Annotated in this window: 16 protein-coding genes, 1 tRNA gene and 1 pseudogene; 12 read left to right on the top strand and 6 right to left on the bottom strand. The window is 67.5% G+C overall.

Translation table 11 applies throughout. From position 1 onward, the window contains the following. The first annotated feature begins 72 nt into the window (after window positions 1–72). Entirely contained in the window at window positions 73–816 is a 744-nt protein-coding gene (locus BMX96_RS18425; RefSeq protein WP_091846823.1) for an MHYT domain-containing protein, read from the top strand. A gap of 96 nt (window positions 817–912) precedes the next feature. On the opposite strand, the gene BMX96_RS18430 is transcribed toward BMX96_RS18425, so the two are convergent. Together BMX96_RS18430 and BMX96_RS18435 are read right to left on the bottom strand one after the other, a co-directional pair. Beyond that, window positions 913–1,380 (bottom strand): GNAT family N-acetyltransferase, encoded by a 468-nt coding sequence (locus BMX96_RS18430; RefSeq protein WP_091846824.1) that lies wholly within the window; start codon window positions 1,378–1,380, stop codon window positions 913–915. Between the two features lie 203 nt (window positions 1,381–1,583). Then, window positions 1,584–1,659, bottom strand: a tRNA-Val gene (locus BMX96_RS18435). Window positions 1,660–1,760: 101 nt separating this feature from the next. On the opposite strand from BMX96_RS18435, the gene BMX96_RS18440 reads away from it, so the two are divergent. After that, window positions 1,761–2,978 carry a bifunctional alpha/beta hydrolase/OsmC family protein gene (locus BMX96_RS18440; protein WP_091846825.1) on the top strand — a complete coding sequence of 406 codons (1,218 nt, stop codon included), beginning with the start codon at window positions 1,761–1,763 and terminating at the stop codon, window positions 2,976–2,978. Window positions 2,979–3,069: 91 nt separating this feature from the next. Here the strand turns inward: BMX96_RS18440 and coaD are convergent, their stop codons facing one another. From coaD to BMX96_RS18455, 3 genes are all read right to left on the bottom strand, one after another. After that, window positions 3,070–3,564: a pantetheine-phosphate adenylyltransferase gene (gene coaD, locus BMX96_RS18445; RefSeq protein WP_073129548.1), complete on the bottom strand. Its 495-nt coding sequence runs from the start codon at window positions 3,562–3,564 to the stop codon at window positions 3,070–3,072. Window positions 3,565–3,630: 66 nt separating this feature from the next. Next, complete coding sequence (locus BMX96_RS18450; RefSeq protein WP_091846826.1) at window positions 3,631–4,065, bottom strand: CBS domain-containing protein; 435 nt, start codon at window positions 4,063–4,065, stop codon at window positions 3,631–3,633. A gap of 53 nt (window positions 4,066–4,118) precedes the next feature. Further along, complete coding sequence (locus BMX96_RS18455; RefSeq protein WP_091846837.1) at window positions 4,119–5,009, bottom strand: LysR family transcriptional regulator; 891 nt, start codon at window positions 5,007–5,009, stop codon at window positions 4,119–4,121. A gap of 110 nt (window positions 5,010–5,119) precedes the next feature. Here BMX96_RS18455 and BMX96_RS18460 point away from each other — a divergent pair, with 110 nt between their 5' ends. From BMX96_RS18460 to BMX96_RS18500, 10 genes are all read left to right on the top strand, one after another. Next, window positions 5,120–6,622 (top strand): CoA-acylating methylmalonate-semialdehyde dehydrogenase, encoded by a 1,503-nt coding sequence (locus BMX96_RS18460; protein WP_091846827.1) that lies wholly within the window; start codon window positions 5,120–5,122, stop codon window positions 6,620–6,622. A 98-nt stretch (window positions 6,623–6,720) separates the two neighbouring features. Beyond that, window positions 6,721–7,851: a carboxylate-amine ligase gene (locus BMX96_RS18465; RefSeq protein ID WP_091846828.1), complete on the top strand. Its 1,131-nt coding sequence runs from the start codon at window positions 6,721–6,723 to the stop codon at window positions 7,849–7,851. A 9-nt stretch (window positions 7,852–7,860) separates the two neighbouring features. Next, window positions 7,861–9,000, top strand: coding sequence for an acyl-CoA dehydrogenase family protein (locus tag BMX96_RS18470; RefSeq protein WP_091846829.1), 1,140 nt, complete (start codon window positions 7,861–7,863; stop codon window positions 8,998–9,000). Further along, window positions 8,997–10,031, top strand: a complete 1,035-nt coding sequence (locus tag BMX96_RS18475) for an enoyl-CoA hydratase/isomerase family protein (RefSeq protein ID WP_091846830.1) — start codon at window positions 8,997–8,999, stop codon at window positions 10,029–10,031. The genes BMX96_RS18470 and BMX96_RS18475 overlap by 4 nt, the downstream gene beginning before the upstream one ends. After that, the gene (mmsB, locus tag BMX96_RS18480) at window positions 10,028–10,900 is read left to right on the top strand and encodes a 3-hydroxyisobutyrate dehydrogenase (protein WP_091846831.1); all 873 of its coding nucleotides are present in this window, start codon (window positions 10,028–10,030) and stop codon (window positions 10,898–10,900) included. Before BMX96_RS18475 ends, mmsB begins: the two co-directional genes overlap by 4 nt. A gap of 144 nt (window positions 10,901–11,044) precedes the next feature. Continuing rightward, a complete protein-coding gene (metG, locus tag BMX96_RS18485; RefSeq protein WP_091846832.1) occupies window positions 11,045–12,772 on the top strand; it encodes a methionine--tRNA ligase in 1,728 nt (575 codons plus the stop codon). A gap of 249 nt (window positions 12,773–13,021) precedes the next feature. After that, on the top strand, window positions 13,022–13,510 hold the full coding sequence (locus tag BMX96_RS20155) for a molybdopterin-binding domain-containing protein (protein WP_330220658.1): 489 nt from the start codon (window positions 13,022–13,024) through the stop codon (window positions 13,508–13,510). Between the two features lie 8 nt (window positions 13,511–13,518). Beyond that, window positions 13,519–14,754: an FdhF/YdeP family oxidoreductase gene (locus BMX96_RS18490; RefSeq protein WP_330220659.1), complete on the top strand. Its 1,236-nt coding sequence runs from the start codon at window positions 13,519–13,521 to the stop codon at window positions 14,752–14,754. Continuing rightward, entirely contained in the window at window positions 14,751–15,032 is a 282-nt protein-coding gene (locus BMX96_RS20110; protein ID WP_175481791.1) for a formate dehydrogenase accessory sulfurtransferase FdhD, read from the top strand. The genes BMX96_RS18490 and BMX96_RS20110 overlap by 4 nt, the downstream gene beginning before the upstream one ends. Continuing rightward, window positions 15,020–15,493, top strand: coding sequence for a formate dehydrogenase accessory sulfurtransferase FdhD (locus BMX96_RS18500; RefSeq protein WP_269085893.1), 474 nt, complete (start codon window positions 15,020–15,022; stop codon window positions 15,491–15,493). Before BMX96_RS20110 ends, BMX96_RS18500 begins: the two co-directional genes overlap by 13 nt. On the opposite strand, the pseudogene BMX96_RS19730 reads toward BMX96_RS18500, so the two are convergent. Further along, window positions 15,459–16,033 (bottom strand): annotated as a pseudogene (locus BMX96_RS19730) (hypothetical protein); the annotation flags it as partial. The gene BMX96_RS18500 and the pseudogene BMX96_RS19730 sit on opposite strands and share 35 nt — an antisense overlap.

Genomic DNA, 16,033 nt, shown 5'->3' on the forward strand with positions numbered 1-16,033 from the left:
TCATCATTTGACCTTTTTTGTCGGGGAACAGGATCTTGAGAAATATCATATTCCGAGAAAGGAGCGCATCTCATGTCGATCCCTCTTCTGCTGGGCGGCGTCTTTGATACCAAGACGAACTTCATCCTCGCCGCCGCCGGCGTCTGCGCGATCATGGCGATCACGCTGATCCTGCTGGGACGCAACATGGACCACGCGACCGACGAACAGCGCAAGCGCGCCGGGTTCTGGACGGCGCTGGTGGCCGGGGTCGGCGTCTGGACCACGCATTTCGTCGCAATGCTGGGCTACCGTCCCGACGCTGCGCTGACCTACGATCTCGAAACGACGCTTCTGTCGATCCTAGCGGGCTTCGTGTTCGTCGGCTTGCCGCTTGGTGCGGCCCTGCAGGCGCGGGCGCGCAAGCACCTTGCCGCGCTTGGGGCGCTGGCCGGCGCGGGTGTGGCCGTGATGCACCTGACGGGCATGAGCGCGATCGAGAACTGCGTCACCGCGTACAACGCCCCGATCCTGATCGCCGCGGTCTTCCTCGGGATGGCCGGGTTCGCCTTCGCGCTTCGACAGACCGAGGCGACCTTGCAGTCCTATGCGATGCGCGGTGCCGGGATCGTCGCCGGGGTCTGCGTGCTGCACTTCACCGCCATGTCCAGCGCCACGCTGCAACGGACCGTTGCGGGCGGCTCCGGGCTGAGCAACGAGGCGCTGTCGATCATGATCTCGATCACCTCCATCGCCGTCTTCGCGATCACGGTGAACATGACGTTCCAGCAGCGCCGGATCCTGGCCCAGCGCGGGTCCGACTCGGCCGCCGCCTAAAGTCGACCGCCCAGGCGGGTTACTTCCCGCCGGAAACGCGACGCGGACACAGGCCGCAATCGCGTCGCAAAAGGGAAAGGACCGGTGGGCCGCAGATCAGGCGGCCGGCCGGTCCTCCAGGTCCAACCGCATCATCGCCATGCCCTGCCGACGCGACATCTCTTCGTAGCCCGCGGAGAGGTAAGCATTGAAGGCAGGCGCGTTGTCGACCTCGACCTTCAGGGTCAGGACCAGCGCATCCAGCGCCAGAGCCGCCTCTTCCACCCGCTCGGTCAGTTCGGCCGCGGCCCCGCCGCGCGCGTCCTCGGTCAGGTAGACATAGGTCAGGTGTCGCACCTCGGGGCCGACCCCCTCGCGCAGGGCAAAGAATCCCACGTCCCGCCCGTCGTCGTCCTCGAGATAGAAAGACACGTCCTGCGCCTCGCCCAGCCATTTGCGCTGCCATTCCATTTCATCGAAAGGCACTTTCGCACTGGGATTGAGCAGCGGAATTTCCTCGTCCGTCAGCATCTCGGCCAATGGTTCGAGATCACGCTGACGGTTGCGACGCAGGGTGAGTGTCATGGTTCTTCCTCCGGCTGGGCCCGGCGTCTGGACACCGGGGGGCGATCAGAAAGGGCCGTGCCTGACATGAACGACCCGCGTGGGTCAACCTCTGGCCCTCCGGACCGTTCCGGATCCGGTGGCGGACCGGCGGAACAGGAACCCGCCTTTGCCGACGAGGAATACAGTGCCGGGTCCATAGAGGAAGCGCGCGGGAAGGGGCATGGTGGGCGATGACGGGCTCGAACCGCCGACATCTTCGGTGTAAACGAAGCGCTCTACCAACTGAGCTAATCGCCCGTGCGCCGGTCTTATACGCGCCCGCGCCGCGTCCGCAAGTGGCGCCGTCGCCCGGGATCGGCTAGCCTTTCGACGGGATCAATCGCGACGGGGGGCGCAGGATGCACAGCGAACGGATCACCTTTGCCGGGGCCAACGGGGCGGACCTGGCCGCGCGGCTCGACCTGCCGGACGGGCCGACCCGCGCCGTCGCGCTGTTCGCGCATTGCTTCACCTGCTCGAAGGACATTCCGGCCGCACGCCGCATCGCGGGCCGGCTGGCCGCCGCGGGCATCGCGGTGCTGCGCTTCGATTTCACGGGTCTGGGACACTCGGACGGGGAGTTCGCCAACACCCATTTCTCGTCGAACGTGGAGGACCTTCTGGCGGCGGCGGCCTACCTGGACGGCCGCGGCATGGCACCCTCGCTGCTGATCGGCCACTCGCTGGGCGGGGCGGCGGTGCTGAAGGCGGCGGGACGGATCGACAGCGCCCGCGCGGTGGTCACCATCGGCGCGCCCTTCGATCCCGGCCATGTCACCCACAATTTCGCGGGCAGCCTGGACGACATCGCGCGCGACGGCGCGGCCCAGGTCGATCTGGGCGGCCGGCCCTTCACCATCCGCCAAAGCTTCGTGGACGACGTGTCGGCGCAGGAACTCGCGCCCGCGATCTCGCACCTCAAGCGGGCGTTGCTGGTCTTGCACGCGCCGCGCGACATGGTGGTGGGCATCGACAACGCCACGAGCATTTTCACCGCCGCGAAACACCCGAAAAGCTTCGTATCGCTGGACGATGCCGATCACCTGGTGACCCGCCCCGACGACGCCGAATACGCGGCGGGCGTCATCGCAGCCTGGGCCGCGCGCTACCTGGCCCTGGGCCTGCCAGCCCACGAGGATCCGCCCGAGGGCGTCGTCCGCGTGTCCGAGGCGGCATCGGATGGCTACCTGCAGGACATCGCCGCAGGGCGCCACGCGCTGTCGGCGGACGAGCCGGTGTCGGTGGGCGGCACCGATCGCGGCCCCACGCCCTATGACCTGATGGCGGCGGCCCTGGGGGCCTGCACCACCATGACGCTGCGGATGTATGCCCGCCACAAGGGGATGGAGATGGGGCGCGTGCGCGTGGACGTGACCCACGCGCGGACCCACGCCAGCGACGCCGCGCCGGAGGATGGCGACCCGCCCAGCCCGCAGATCGACCTGTTCACGCGGACCATCGCCCTGCCCGGCGGGCTCGACCCGGACACGCGCCAACGGTTGCTGGAGATCGCCGACAAGTGCCCCGTGCACCGCACCCTGTCGCGCGTCTCGAAAATCGACACGCGGCTGGCCTGACCGCGACGCCCCAGTGACCCGCTGGATGTCGGGATGACTGCTTGGTGACAGATGAAACCTGAGTCCCGCGCCGGTTGCCGCCGGACGCGCCTCAGCGGCCCAGCTTGGTGATCAGCGCGCGTTCCACCGCGGCGGGCACGAAATGGCTGACATCGCCGCCGAGGCGCGCGATCTCCTTCACCAGCTTGCTCGCCACGGCCTGGTGCTCGGTATCGGCCATGAGGAAGACTGTCTCGACGCTGTCATCCAGCGCGCGGTTCATGCCGACCATCTGGAACTCGTACTCGAAATCGGCGACCGCGCGCAGGCCGCGGATGATCATCTGGGCACCCACGTCGCGGGCGCAATCGATCAACAGGTTCTCGAACGGATGCGCGCGGATCTTCACGCCGGTCTTCTCGGCCAGGGGCCGGCATTCGGCCTCGATCATCGCGACGCGTTCGTCCAGCGAGAACAGCGGCCCCTTGTCGCGGTTGATCGCGACGCCGATGACCAGCTCGTCCACCAGCGTTATCGCCCGCCGGATGATGTCCATATGGCCCAGCGTGACCGGATCGAACGTGCCGGGGTAAAGTCCTGTCCGCATGGCGCCCTCCGTGTGTCGTCGCGCCACGCAACATTATTGCGTCGATTTTTGCAAGGCCCCGACGGGTCAGTGCCCCCGCACCATCCCCTCGAGAGCGTCACGCTCCATCTTCAGCTCGGACAGGCGGGCCTTGACCACGTCACCGATCGAGATCAGCCCGACCATCTTGCCGTCCTCGAGCACGGGCATGTGGCGAAAGCGGCCGTCGGTCATCTGGGTCAGCACGAGCTCGGCATCGTCGCCCCGGGCGCAGCTGACGAGATTCACGGTCATCAGGCTGTCGACCTTGTCCTCCATGCATTCGGCGCCCCGGCGGCCCAGGTCGCGCACGATGTCGCGTTCGGACAGGATGCCGGCGGGCGTCACGCCGTCCGACGAGACGATGACCGCGCCGATCTTCTTCTCCGACAGAAGCCGCGCCGCATCGGCGACCTTCGAGCCGGGCTTGACCGTGGCCACCCCGGCGACGCCCTTGGAGTTCAGGATCTGATCGACTTTCATGGCGTGCCTCCCGATTGCCTCGGGTTCAGCGTCGGGCCTGAAAGGTCGTCGTGTCAAGGGTTTGCCGCGGCCTGCGCCTCGCGCCGCTGAATCTCGCCGCGCAGCCCGGACACCAGGGCGGCGGCGATCCCGTCCAGCCGCGCCGCGCGCAGGTCGTCCTCGGGGCGCACCAGCCAGAAGGCGCGCGTCAGGTGAAACCGGCCGGGCATCACCCGGCGCACGCCGGGCGCCTGCGGCAGCATGAAGTCGTGGACGATGCCAAGACCCAACGCCTGGGCGATCCACTGGAACTGCACCACCACGGAGGATGAGGCGAGGTCGACCCCGCCCACCCCGATCTCGCCCAGGTAATCCAGCTCGGGGTCGAAGATCATGTCGGGGACGTAGCCGACGATGCGATGCCCGGCGAGATCGTCCAGGTCGGTGACGGGATGCTGCGCCAGGTAGTCTTCGTGCGCCGCGAGGCTCAGCCGGTAATCGGCGATCTTCTGCACCGTCACACGGCCCGAGACGGGCCGCGAGACGCCGATGGCCATGTCGGCCTCGCGCCGGTTCAGGTTGAAGACGCGCGGCAGGGCCACGATCTCGATTTCCAGCCCCGGGTTGCGCGCCGCCAGGTCCGCCGTCACCTGCGGCAGAAGATAGGTGGCGCATCCATCCGGCGCGCCGATCCGCACCGCGCCGGACAGCGCGCCCGAGACCTCGGCCTCGGCGCTGCGCATGGCGCGTTCGGCGGCCTCAGCGTGATCCATCAGCCGCGCCCCGGCCTCGGTCAGGCGATAGCCCGCGGGGCTTTTCACGAAAAGCGGAACGCCCAGCGTCTCTTCCAGCCGCGCGACCCGGCGGCCCAGCGTGGCAGGATCGGCACGCAGCTCCTGCGCGGCGCGGCTCAGCCCCTCGGCCCGCGCCACGGACAGGAAAAAACGCATGTCATCCCAGTGCATCACCGCCTTGTCCTTGCATTTCTGCAAAATCGATTTGGCAAACTGGCGCTTTGCCCCACCCCTTCGCAAGCCTAATCTTGCGCGCAACACGCAACGCGGGAGGACACAGCATGACCACGGAACTCAGCCACTGGATCAACGGGCAGCACGTGAAGGGCGGCTCGGGCCGCTTTGCCGACGTGTTCAACCCCGCCACGGGCGAGGTGCAGGCCAAGGTGCCGCTGGCCAGCAAGGACGAGCTGGACGCCGCCGTCGCCAAGGCCGCCGAGGCGCAGCCGGCCTGGGCCGCCACCAACCCGCAGCGCCGCGCGCGGGTGATGATGGAATTCGTGCGCCTTCTGAACCGCGACATGGACAAGCTGGCCGAGGCCCTGTCGAAAGAGCATGGCAAGACCTTCGTGGACGCCAAGGGCGACGTGCAGCGCGGTCTCGAGGTGGTCGAGTTCTGCATCGGCGCGCCGCACCTGCTGAAAGGCGAATACACCGACGGCGCGGGCCCCGGCATCGACATGTATTCCATGCGCCAGGCGCTGGGCGTCGTGGCGGGCATCACCCCGTTCAACTTCCCCGCCATGATCCCGATGTGGAAATTCGCGCCCGCCATTTCCTGCGGCAACGCCTTCATCCTGAAGCCCAGCGAGCGCGACCCCTCGGTGCCGCTGATGCTGGCCGAGCTGATGCAGGAGGCCGGTTTGCCCGACGGCATTCTCCAGGTGGTCAACGGCGACAAGGAGTCGGTCGACGCCATCCTCGACAACGAGACCATCCAGGCGGTTGGCTTCGTCGGCTCCACCCCGATCGCGGCCTATATCTACGAACGCGGCTGCGCCAACGGCAAGCGCGTGCAGTGCTTCGGCGGCGCCAAGAACCACATGATCGTCATGCCCGACGCCGACATGGACCAGGCGGCCGACGCGCTGGTGGGTGCGGGCTATGGCGCGGCGGGCGAGCGCTGCATGGCGATCTCGGTCGCGGTGCCCGTGGGCGACGAGACCGCCGATCGCCTGATCGAGAAACTGGTGCCGCGCGTCGAGAAGCTGAAGGTCGGGCCATGGTCCGACGAAGCGGCCGATTACGGCCCCGTGGTCACCGCCGCCGCACGCGAGAACATCACCCGGCTGGTGCAGACGGGTATCGACGCGGGCGCCGAGCTGGTCGTGGACGGGCGCGGCATGGCCGCGCCGCAGGGCTACGAAGACGGGTTCTGGGTTGGCCCGCACCTGTTCGACCGCGTGACGCCCGACATGGACATCTACCGCAAGGAGATCTTCGGCCCGGTCCTGTCGACCGTGCGCGCGGCCAGCTACGAAGAGGCCCTGGGCCTTGCTATGGACCACGAATACGGCAACGGCACCGCGATCTTCACCCGCGACGGGGACGCGGCGCGCGACTTCGCCAGCCGGATCAATATCGGCATGGTGGGCATCAACGTGCCCATCCCGGTGCCGCTGGCCTATCACACCTTCGGCGGCTGGAAGAAATCTGGCTTCGGCGATCTGAACCAGCACGGACCGGACTCCTTCCGCTTCTACACGCGCACCAAGACGGTCACGGCGCGCTGGCCGTCGGGCATCAAGGAAGGCGCGGCCTTCAACTTCAAGGCCATGGACTGACCGCCCGGCGCGGCGGGGCGCCCTGCCCCGCCGCCGCTTGAGCCGCGCGCTTGGCCCGCCTAGCATCGGCGCCAGCGTGCAAGCCGCGAGGGCCGAGGATGACCGAAGACCCGCCGTTCAGCATCGGCATCGAAGAGGAATACCTTCTCGTCGATGCCGAGACCCATCGCCTGACCGACGCCCCCGAGGCACTGATGGAGGCCGCGACCGAGGCGCTTGGCGACCAGGTCGCGCCCGAGTTCCTGCGCTGCCAGATCGAGGTCGGGACCAAGGTCTGCGAAACGATCACCGACGCGCGCGAGGACCTGTCGCATCTGCGCCGCACCATCGCGCGGCTCGCGGGCGAGTTCGGGCTGCGCCCCATCGCCGCCGCCTGTCATCCGACGGCCGACTGGGCCGACCAGACCACGCAGGACAAGGACCGCTACCGCGCGCTGAAGAAGGACCTGCAGGGCGTCGGGCGGCGCATGCTGATCTGCGGCATGCATGTCCACGTGGGCATCCCCGACGAGGATGCGCGCATCGACCTGATGAACCAATTCAAGTATTTCCTCCCGCACCTGCTGGCCCTGTCGGCCTCGTCCCCGTTCTGGCAGGGCAAGGATTCGGGGCTGGCCTCGTATCGCATAGGGGTCTTCGACAACCTGCCGCGCACCGGGCTGCCGCCCCGGCTGGAAAGCTGGGGGGACTATCGCCGCTCGGTCGACACGATCGTGGCCAGCGGGATCATCGAGGACGCGTCGAAGATCTGGTGGGACCTGCGGCCCTCGGCCAACTTCCCGACGCTGGAAACCCGGATCTGCGACGTGATCCCGCGCCTGTCGCACACCCTGTCCATCGCGGCGACGATCCAATGCGTGCACCGGATGCTTTGGCGGCTGAAATGCCAGAACCAGCGCTGGCGCATTTACGAGAACTTCCTGATCGACGAGAACCGCTGGCGCGCCCAGCGCTATGGCACCGAGAAGGGCCTGATCGACCTGGGGCGCGGCGCGGTCGTGCCCTTCCCCGAACTGATCGGCGAACTGGTCGCCCTGATCTCCGACGACGCCCGCGCGCTGGGGTGCCTCGACGAGGTCGAGGCGCTGCGCGACATCGTGGCCGATGGCAACTCGGCCACCCGGCAGCGCGCCGTCTTCTCGGCGGCCAGGGACGACGGCGCGTCCGAGCCCGAGGCACTCAGCGCCGTGGTCGCGGCGCTGGCCGATGAATTCACCCAGGACACGTGAGGAACTGACATGGATTTCGGCCTGAGCGAGGAGCAGACCGCCATCTTCGACATGGCGAAGGATTTCGGCACGGCCGAGATCGCACCCAACGCGCAGCAATGGGAACGCGACGGCACCATCCCGCGCGACCTGTGGCCCAAGGCGGCCGAACTGGGGATGGGCGGCCTCTACGTCAGCGAGGACAGCGGCGGCGTTGGCCTTTCGCGGCTGGACGCCACGCTGGTCTTCGAGGCGCTCAGCATGTCCTGCCCGTCCGTCGCGTCCTTCCTGTCGATCCACAACATGTGCGCGGCGATGCTCGACCGCTACGGATCGGACGATCTGAAGGACCGCATCCTCGCGCCCGCACTCACCATGGAAAAGGTGCTGAGCTACTGCCTGACCGAACCGGGCTCGGGTTCGGACGCCGCGGCGCTGAAGACCAAGGCCGCGCGCACGAACGAGGGCTACGCGCTGACGGGGACCAAGGCGTTCATCTCGGGCGGGGGCTATTCAGACGCCTATATCGTCATGGCACGCACCGGCGAGGACGGACCCCGCGGCATCAGCGCACTGGTGGTCGAGGATGGCGCTGACGGGCTGTCCTTCGGCGGGCTCGAGGACAAGATGGGCTGGCGATCGCAACCCACGCGGCAGGTGCAATTGGACAATTGCAACATTCCGGCCGGCAATCTGCTGGGCGAAGAGGGCAAGGGTTTCAGATACGCGATGTCGGGGCTTGATGGCGGGCGGCTCAATATCTCGGCCTGCTCGCTCGGTGCGGCGCAGGCCGCGCTCGACATGACCATCGCCTACATGCGCGACCGCGGCGCCTTCGGGCAGAAGCTGACCGACTTCCAGGCCCTGCAATTCCGCCTTGCCGATCTCGAGATCGAGCTTCAGGCCGCGCGCACATTCCTGCGACAGGCCGCCTGGATGCTCGACCAAGGTGACCCGCGGGCGACGAAGCACTGCGCCATGGCCAAGAAATTCGTGACCGAGGCCGGCAGCCGCATCGTCGACCAGTGCCTGCAACTCCACGGCGGCTACGGCTACCTGGCCGATTACGGGATCGAGAAGCTGGTCCGCGACCTGCGCGTGCACCAGATCCTCGAAGGCACGAACGAGATCATGCGCCTCATCACCGCCCGGAGCCTCATCGCCCAATGACCGACACACTGATCCGCAAAACGGGCCGGGCGGGCCGCATCACCCTGAATCGGCCCAAGGCGCTGAACGCGCTGACCCACGAGCAGGTGCTGTCGGTCGAGGACGCGCTGGACGAATGGGCGACCGACCCCGAGGTGCGGCTCGTCGTGATCGACGCGGCGGGCGAAAAGGCGTTCTGCGCGGGCGGCGACATCACCGCGCTCTACGAGGCGGGGCGCGCGGGCGACCTTGAGGGCCCCCGCCGGTTCTGGCGGGAAGAATACTGCCTGAACGCGAAGATGGCGACATATGCAAAGCCCATCGTCACCTTCATGCAGGGATTCACCATGGGCGGCGGCGTGGGCATCGGCTGCCACGCGAGCCACCGGGTCGTGGGCGACAGCAGCCGCATCGCCATGCCCGAATGCGGCATCGGTCTCGTGCCGGACGTGGGGGGATCGTTCCTGCTGGCGCGCGGACCGGGCTTCCTGGGCGAATACCTGGGCACGACCGCGCATCGCATGGGCCCCGCCTGCGCCATCCGCGCGACCTTTGCCGACCATTACATCCCCGAAGACCAGTGGCCCGACATCATCGCGGGGCTGGAGGAAGACGGCATCGTCCAACTGGTCGCCGACCGCGCACGGGACCCGGGCGAAAGCCCGTTGACCCCGCTGCAGGACCGGATCGACGCGCATTTCGGCAAGGACAGCATGGCCGAGATCGCATCGAGCCTGGACTCCGAGGACAGCGACTTCGCCCGCGATGCGCTGAAGGCGCTCGCTCGCGTCTCGCCCCTTTCGGCCTGCGTGACCATCGACCTGATTCGCGCGGTGCGGGCGAAGCTGACGATCCACCATGCGCTGGAGATGGAATACCGCTTCACCCACCGCGCGGTGGAAAAGGGCGATTTCCTCGAAGGCATCCGCGCCGCCGTGATCGACAAGGACCGCAATCCGCGCTGGCAGCACGACGGCATCGCCGATGTCGCGCAGTCGCGGATCGACGAAATGCTCGCGCCGCTCGGCGCATCGGAGGAGGAAACCACATGAAGATCGCGTTCATCGGATTGGGCAACATGGGCTTGCCCATGGCCCTGAACCTGGCCCGCGCAGGCCACGACGTCACCGGCTTCGACGTGGCGGGCGTCACCTCGGACGCCTTCGCCAGCGCCGGTTCGGCTGCCGAGGCGGCCCGGGGTGCGGCGGTGGTCATCACGATGCTGCCCAATGGCGACATCCTGCGCGCCGTCGCGGACGAGGTCATTCCGGCGATGGACCAGGGCGCCGTGCTCTTGGACTGCTCGACCGTCGACGTGGCCTCGGCCCGCGACGTGGCCGAGCGGGCACGCGCTGCGGGGCTGGGCGCGCTCGACGCGCCGGTGTCGGGCGGCACGGGCGGCGCCGAGGCCGGCACGCTGACCTTCATGGTGGGCGGCGACACGGACGCCTTCGAGACCGCCAAGCCGCTGTTCGAGATCATGGGCCAGAAGGCGGTGCATTGCGGCGCGTCGGGCAACGGCCAGGCGGCCAAGATCTGCAACAACATGATCCTCGGCATCACCATGATCGGCACCTGCGAGGCCTTCGCGCTGGCCGACAAGCTGGGGCTGGACCGGCAGGCGATGTTCGACGTGGTCAGCACGTCCTCGGGGCAGTCGTGGTCCATGAACACCTATTGCCCCGCCCCCGGCGTCGGCCCGAAAAGCCCCGCCGACAACGACTACAAGCCCGGCTTCGCGGCCGACCTGATGCTGAAGGACCTGCGGCTGGCACAGCAGGCGGCAGAGCAGGCGGATGCCGACACGCCCTTGGGGGCGGCGGCGCGGGACCTTTACGCCGCTTTCGTGGACACCGAGGATGGCGCCGGTCGCGACTTTTCCGCGATGCTTCCACGCTTCGAGGGGCGCGGCCGAGGGTAAGGGGGCGCCGCCCCCTCTTGGCCTGACGGCCAATTCACCCCCGGAGGTATTTGCGGAAAGATGAAGTCGGGGGACGCGATACTGGCCCTTGGGACGGCGCTGGGGTAAGAGGCGCGAAAATCACCCTGACCGGAGCAGCGTCTGATGGACCGCATCCTGATCACCTCGGCGATCCCTTATATCAACGGGATCAAGCACCTGGGCAATCTCGTCGGCAGCCAGCTGCCCGCCGACCTTTTCGCCCGCTACAACCGCGCGCGCGGGCGCGAGGTGATGTTCCTCTGCGCCACCGACGAACACGGCACCCCGGCCGAGCTGGCGGCGGCCAAGGCCGGCAAGCCGGTGGATGAATACTGCGCCGAGATGTGGCAGGTGCAGAAGGACCTGAGCGACGGCTTCGGGCTGAGTTTCGACAAGTTCGGCCGGTCGTCGTCGGAGCAGAACAAGGCGCTGACCCAATATTTCGCGGGCCGTCTGTTCGAGGCCGGTCTGATCGAGGAACGCTCGGAAACGCAGGTCTATTCCCATGCCGACGGCCGCTTCCTGCCCGACCGCTATATCGAGGGCACCTGCCCCAATTGCGGCTACGACCGCGCGCGCGGCGACCAGTGCGAGAACTGCACCAAGCAGCTCGACCCCACGGACCTGATCGACCCGCGCAGCGCGATCTCGGGTTCGACCGAGCTTGAGCAGCGCGAGACCAAGCACCTCTACCTGCTGCAAAGCCGGATGCGCGACCAGCTGCGCGACTGGATCAACTCCAAGACCGACTGGCCGGTGCTGACCACGTCCATCGCGAAGAAATGGCTCGACGACGGCGACGGGTTGCAGGACCGGGGGATCACTCGCGACCTGGACTGGGGCGTGCCGGTCATGCGCGGGACCGAGGACTGGCCCGGGATGGAAGGCAAGGTCTTCTATGTCTGGTTCGACGCACCCATCGAGTACATCGCCGCCGCCCACGAATGGGCCGACGCGCAGGGATTGTCGCAAGAGGACTGGTATCGCTGGTGGCGCACCGACCAGGGCGCCGAAGATGTCCGATATGTGCAGTTCATGGGCAAGGACAACGTGCCATTCCACACCCTCAGCTTCCCCACCACGATCATGGGGACGAACGGCGTCGGGCACGAGACCTGGAAGCTGGTCGATTACATCAAGTCGTTCAACTACCTGAACTACGATGGCGGTCAGTTCTCGACCAGCCAGGGCCGCGGCGTTTTCATGGACCAGGCCCTGTCGATCCTGCCCGCCGATTACTGGCGCTGGTGGCTGCTGCGCAATGCGCCCGAAACCTCGGATGCCGAGTTCACCTGGCAAAGCTTCCAGGGCGCGGTGAACAAGGATCTCGCCGATGTGCTGGGCAATCTCGTCAGCCGCGTGACCAAGTTCTGCCGCTCGAAATTCGGCGAAGAGGTGCCGTCGGGCGGCGTCAACGGCGAGGCCGAGGCGCGACTGATCAACGAGCTGCAAACCCGGGTCGAGACCTATACCCGCCACATGGAAGACATCGAGATCCGCAAGGCCGCGTCCGAGCTGCGCGCGATCTGGGTGGCCGGCAACGAGTACCTGCAATCCACCGCGCCCTGGGCCGCCTACAAGGAAGACCCGGCGCGGGCGGCGGGGATCATCCGGCTGTCGCTGAACCTGATCCGGCTCTACGCCGTGCTGTCGGCGCCATTCATCCCGAACGCGTCGAAAACGATGCTGGAAGCGCTGAATGCCGACGACGCCTGGCCCGACGACGTGGCCGCGGCCCTCGCCCACCTGCCCGAGGGCCACGCCTTCACGGTGCCCGAGAACCTGTTCGCCAAGATCACCGACGACCAACGCGACGCGTGGGTCACGCAATTCGCAGGCCAGCGCGCGTAGACTGCGCAGGATCGCTTCCGCAATTCTTAGCCATTCGGAGCTTATTGCGTCATCGCCCGCCGGCAGACCGCACTGCCAAAGGATCGGGGTCCCGACTGCGCCGGGATCATCGCGCCTGCAGGTCCGCAAGTCGCACTGATTCGCTCAGAGCGGGTTGTGCAGCCGCGTGGCTCGGGGTTTGGCGGCGTGTAGACCAGCGATGATTCCCTGGCCTTGCGCACGCGGACGCGGCTTCGAGGTGGCGGCGTGATGTGCACTTCCTGTGCTTGGGCCAACCCCGCCGAACCCCGCCGGTTCGAATTCTGCGAAGCTGGCGCGCGGGCCACGCTTTGGGAAATGGACGAACGAGAAGCCGGACCGGATTTCGTTGCGGAGCACACCGTCACGGAACTGAGGACGTGGAGCGATCACGATCTCGAATCCGCCGGACGGCTGACCCACCCCATGCGCCATGACCCCGAGACCGACCGCTATGTGGCGGTGTCGGGGGGCGAGGCATTCAGTGCAATTGGCCAGGGCCTCAAGGCGATGCACCCGGAAGAAGCCGTGTTCTATGCTTCCGGGCATGCGGGGCTCGAGGCCTCGTTTCTCTACGCCCTTTTCGCGCGGGCCATGGGGCATCAGAACCTGCCGCAATCGTCGAACATGTGCCACGAGACGACCTCGGTGAACCTGCAGCGGCCGCCGAGGCCGCCCGGAGCCGGGATTGGAACGCAATCGAGCGCCACTCGGGCCTGACACGCGCGATGATCGAAGAGGTCGCCGAGATCTATCTGGGAGCCGAGCGCTGTATCGCGATCTATGGGATGGACCTGACGCAGCATGTGGGTGGCTGGCTCAACCTCGGGATGCTCGTGAACCTCATGCTCATGCGCCGCCATATCGGGCGGCCCGGCACCGGTATTTCGCCCGTGCGCGGCCATTCGAACGTTCAGGGTCAGCGCACCGTGGGCGTGGGCGAGAAGTCGAGCCACATGCCTGCGGACAAGCTGCGCGACCTCTTCGGCATCGACCCGCCCCGGGCCGAAGGGCTGAACGCCAGCGATGCCTGCGACGCCATTCTTGACGGCCGGGTGAAGGGCATTGTCCTGCTTGGCGGAAACCTGGTGCGCGCGCTGCCTGACCGCGAACGGATGGAGGCGGCCTGGCCCGGTCTCGACCTGACGGTGTCGGTCGCGACGAAACTCAACCGTTCGCACGTCACGCCGGGCAAGACCTCCTATATCCTGCCCTGCCTCGGGCGGATCGACGAGGACATCCAGGCCGGCGGCAAGCAGAGCGTCACGGTCGAGGACTCGCTTTCGCATATCCATGCCTCGACTGGCCAAGCCAAGCCGCCCGGCCCGGAACTGCGCTCGGAAGTGGCCATCATCGCGGGACTGGCCGAGGCAACACTGCAGCCGAACCCCAAGCTGACCCGGGCGGACTGGACGTCCGATTACGGGCTGATCCGCGACGCGATAGCCTGCACGTTCCCCGATGATTTTGCCGGCTTCAACGACAGGCTGTTCCAGCCGGGCGGCTTTTACCGCGGCATCCCCGCCCGCGAACGGGTCTGGAAGACCGAGAGCGGCCGGGCCGAATTCACGCCACCCGACGCGCTGACCGCACTGGGAGAGCTGCCCGAGGGCGGCGTCTTCACGCTGGTGACCCTGCGCGCGCAGGGACAGTTCAACACGACGATCTACAGCTATTCCGACCAGCAGCGCGGTCTCGGCGGCCGGCGCGATATCGTCCTGATCAATCCCGTCGAGATGGAGCGCGTTGGTCTGGCCGAGGGTCAGGCGGTCACGCTCGTCTGCGCAGTCGAGGATGGGCACGACCGCCGGATGCCCAGCCTGACGGTAGTGCCCTTCGACCTGCCCTTGGGATGTATCGGCGGCTACTTCCCCGAATTGAACGCATTGGTACCGCTGTCGCTGCACGACAAGCACTCGCGCACGCCCGCCTACAAGGGCACGCCCGTGCGGATCGTACCATGAGCATCCACGACCTGCCCCGCCCGGGCCGCGATCTGGTCCGTGAGACACCCGTCGCGCTGGTCTGCAATGCCGTTTCGCTGGGTGTGATGATGGCGAGCCCCCGGGATCTTGAGGATTTCGCCACTGGCTTTGCGCTGAGCGAGGGGCTTGTCGCGCATCCCGATGCGATCCGTGTATCGAAACCGTGCAGCACGATTGCGGCGTGGAATTGCGTCTGTGGCTCAAGGACGCCGACGGACCAGGCACGGACCGGCGCAGGGTCGCCATGGCTGCCGTAGGCTGCGGACTGTGCGGGATCGAGTCGCTGGAACAGGCCGCGCGGCCGATGGCGCGGGCGGTGGATCGACGCGCACAGTTCACGGACCGAGAGATCCGCGATGCGCCCCAGGCGCTGCGGAAGCGGCAACCGGAACACGATCGGACCGGGGCAAGCCACGCCGCCGGTTTCTACGTGCCAGGCGACGGGATCGTCGCCGTGCGCGAGGATGTGGGCCGCCACAACGCGCTCGACAAGTTGATCGGCGCGCTTGCCCGGTCCGGTATCAAGCCCGCGAGCGGCGCCATCGTGATGACTTCGCGCATCTCCACCGAACTCGTGCAGAAATGCGCCACGGTCGGGGCGCCGACCCTGTTCTCGGTCTCGGCGCCGACGGACCTTGCCGTCGGCGCCGCGCGGCGGGCGAACATCACGCTTGCGACCGGGATTAGGGCCGGGCGCCCCTTTCGTCTGGACGCCTGACCGGCACCGGGGGAATTGCCCCTCCCGAATAACGCTGCGCGAGCTCCATGCCGAAGGCGACCCAGTCGGATGAGGTGAACGCGGTCCAGTCCGACCAGTCCCAGTTTTCGAGGGCATCGACCGGTGCCGTACCCGCACCATAGGCAATCACCCGCCGGCCCTCATCGAACGCATCGAGCGTCTGCTCCCACACGTCCCGCGGCCAGAGCAGCCGCAGCGCGCGCCGCGACGGGTCGTATTCCGCCGTGAACAGCGTGCCGAACCCGCCTGCGTGGTTGGTCTGGTAGAGCGGCGCGTCGAGGAAGCGATCCGCCAGCGCAGCGGGCGCGATGTCGCCCGAGATCAGCAGCTCGACGTGATCGCGACGCTCGATGGTCCGCGTAAAGGCCGGGCGATCCGCCGGATCGGTCCCGTGCTGGTGGTTGGTGGCGATAGCGGGCCCCATCTCGCGCAGACCGCCGCCGGGGTAAAGCTCCACCGACGATACCCGCCCCGAGGCGTCCGCCAGAACGAGGTTGTAGGCCATGTGCGAGGGCAGCC

It is taken from the genome of Palleronia pelagia, assembly GCF_900110115.1.
GTDB lineage: Bacteria > Pseudomonadota > Alphaproteobacteria > Rhodobacterales > Rhodobacteraceae > Palleronia > Palleronia pelagia.

Bases quoted from the DNA above. Each gene is read 5' to 3' on its own strand.
- BMX96_RS18465 (WP_091846828.1), top strand. From the start codon at position 6,721: ATGACCGAAGACCCGCCGTTCAGCATCGGCATCGAAGAGGAATACCTT.
- mmsB (WP_091846831.1), top strand. From the start codon at position 10,028: ATGAAGATCGCGTTCATCGGATTGGGCAACATGGGCTTGCCCATGGCC.
- BMX96_RS18470 (WP_091846829.1), top strand. From the start codon at position 7,861: ATGGATTTCGGCCTGAGCGAGGAGCAGACCGCCATCTTCGACATGGCG.
- BMX96_RS20155 (WP_330220658.1), top strand. From the start codon at position 13,022: ATGTGCACTTCCTGTGCTTGGGCCAACCCCGCCGAACCCCGCCGGTTC.
- BMX96_RS20110 (WP_175481791.1), top strand. From the start codon at position 14,751: ATGAGCATCCACGACCTGCCCCGCCCGGGCCGCGATCTGGTCCGTGAG.
- BMX96_RS18460 (WP_091846827.1), top strand. From the start codon at position 5,120: ATGACCACGGAACTCAGCCACTGGATCAACGGGCAGCACGTGAAGGGC.
- BMX96_RS18500 (WP_269085893.1), top strand. From the start codon at position 15,020: ATGGCTGCCGTAGGCTGCGGACTGTGCGGGATCGAGTCGCTGGAACAG.
- BMX96_RS18425 (WP_091846823.1), top strand. From the start codon at position 73: ATGTCGATCCCTCTTCTGCTGGGCGGCGTCTTTGATACCAAGACGAAC.
- BMX96_RS18475 (WP_091846830.1), top strand. From the start codon at position 8,997: ATGACCGACACACTGATCCGCAAAACGGGCCGGGCGGGCCGCATCACC.
- BMX96_RS18430 (WP_091846824.1), bottom strand. From the start codon at position 1,380: ATGACACTCACCCTGCGTCGCAACCGTCAGCGTGATCTCGAACCATTG.
- BMX96_RS18450 (WP_091846826.1), bottom strand. From the start codon at position 4,065: ATGAAAGTCGATCAGATCCTGAACTCCAAGGGCGTCGCCGGGGTGGCC.
- coaD (WP_073129548.1), bottom strand. From the start codon at position 3,564: ATGCGGACAGGACTTTACCCCGGCACGTTCGATCCGGTCACGCTGGGC.
- BMX96_RS18490 (WP_330220659.1), top strand. From the start codon at position 13,519: ATGATCGAAGAGGTCGCCGAGATCTATCTGGGAGCCGAGCGCTGTATC.
- BMX96_RS18455 (WP_091846837.1), bottom strand. From the start codon at position 5,009: ATGCACTGGGATGACATGCGTTTTTTCCTGTCCGTGGCGCGGGCCGAG.
- BMX96_RS18440 (WP_091846825.1), top strand. From the start codon at position 1,761: ATGCACAGCGAACGGATCACCTTTGCCGGGGCCAACGGGGCGGACCTG.
- metG (WP_091846832.1), top strand. From the start codon at position 11,045: ATGGACCGCATCCTGATCACCTCGGCGATCCCTTATATCAACGGGATC.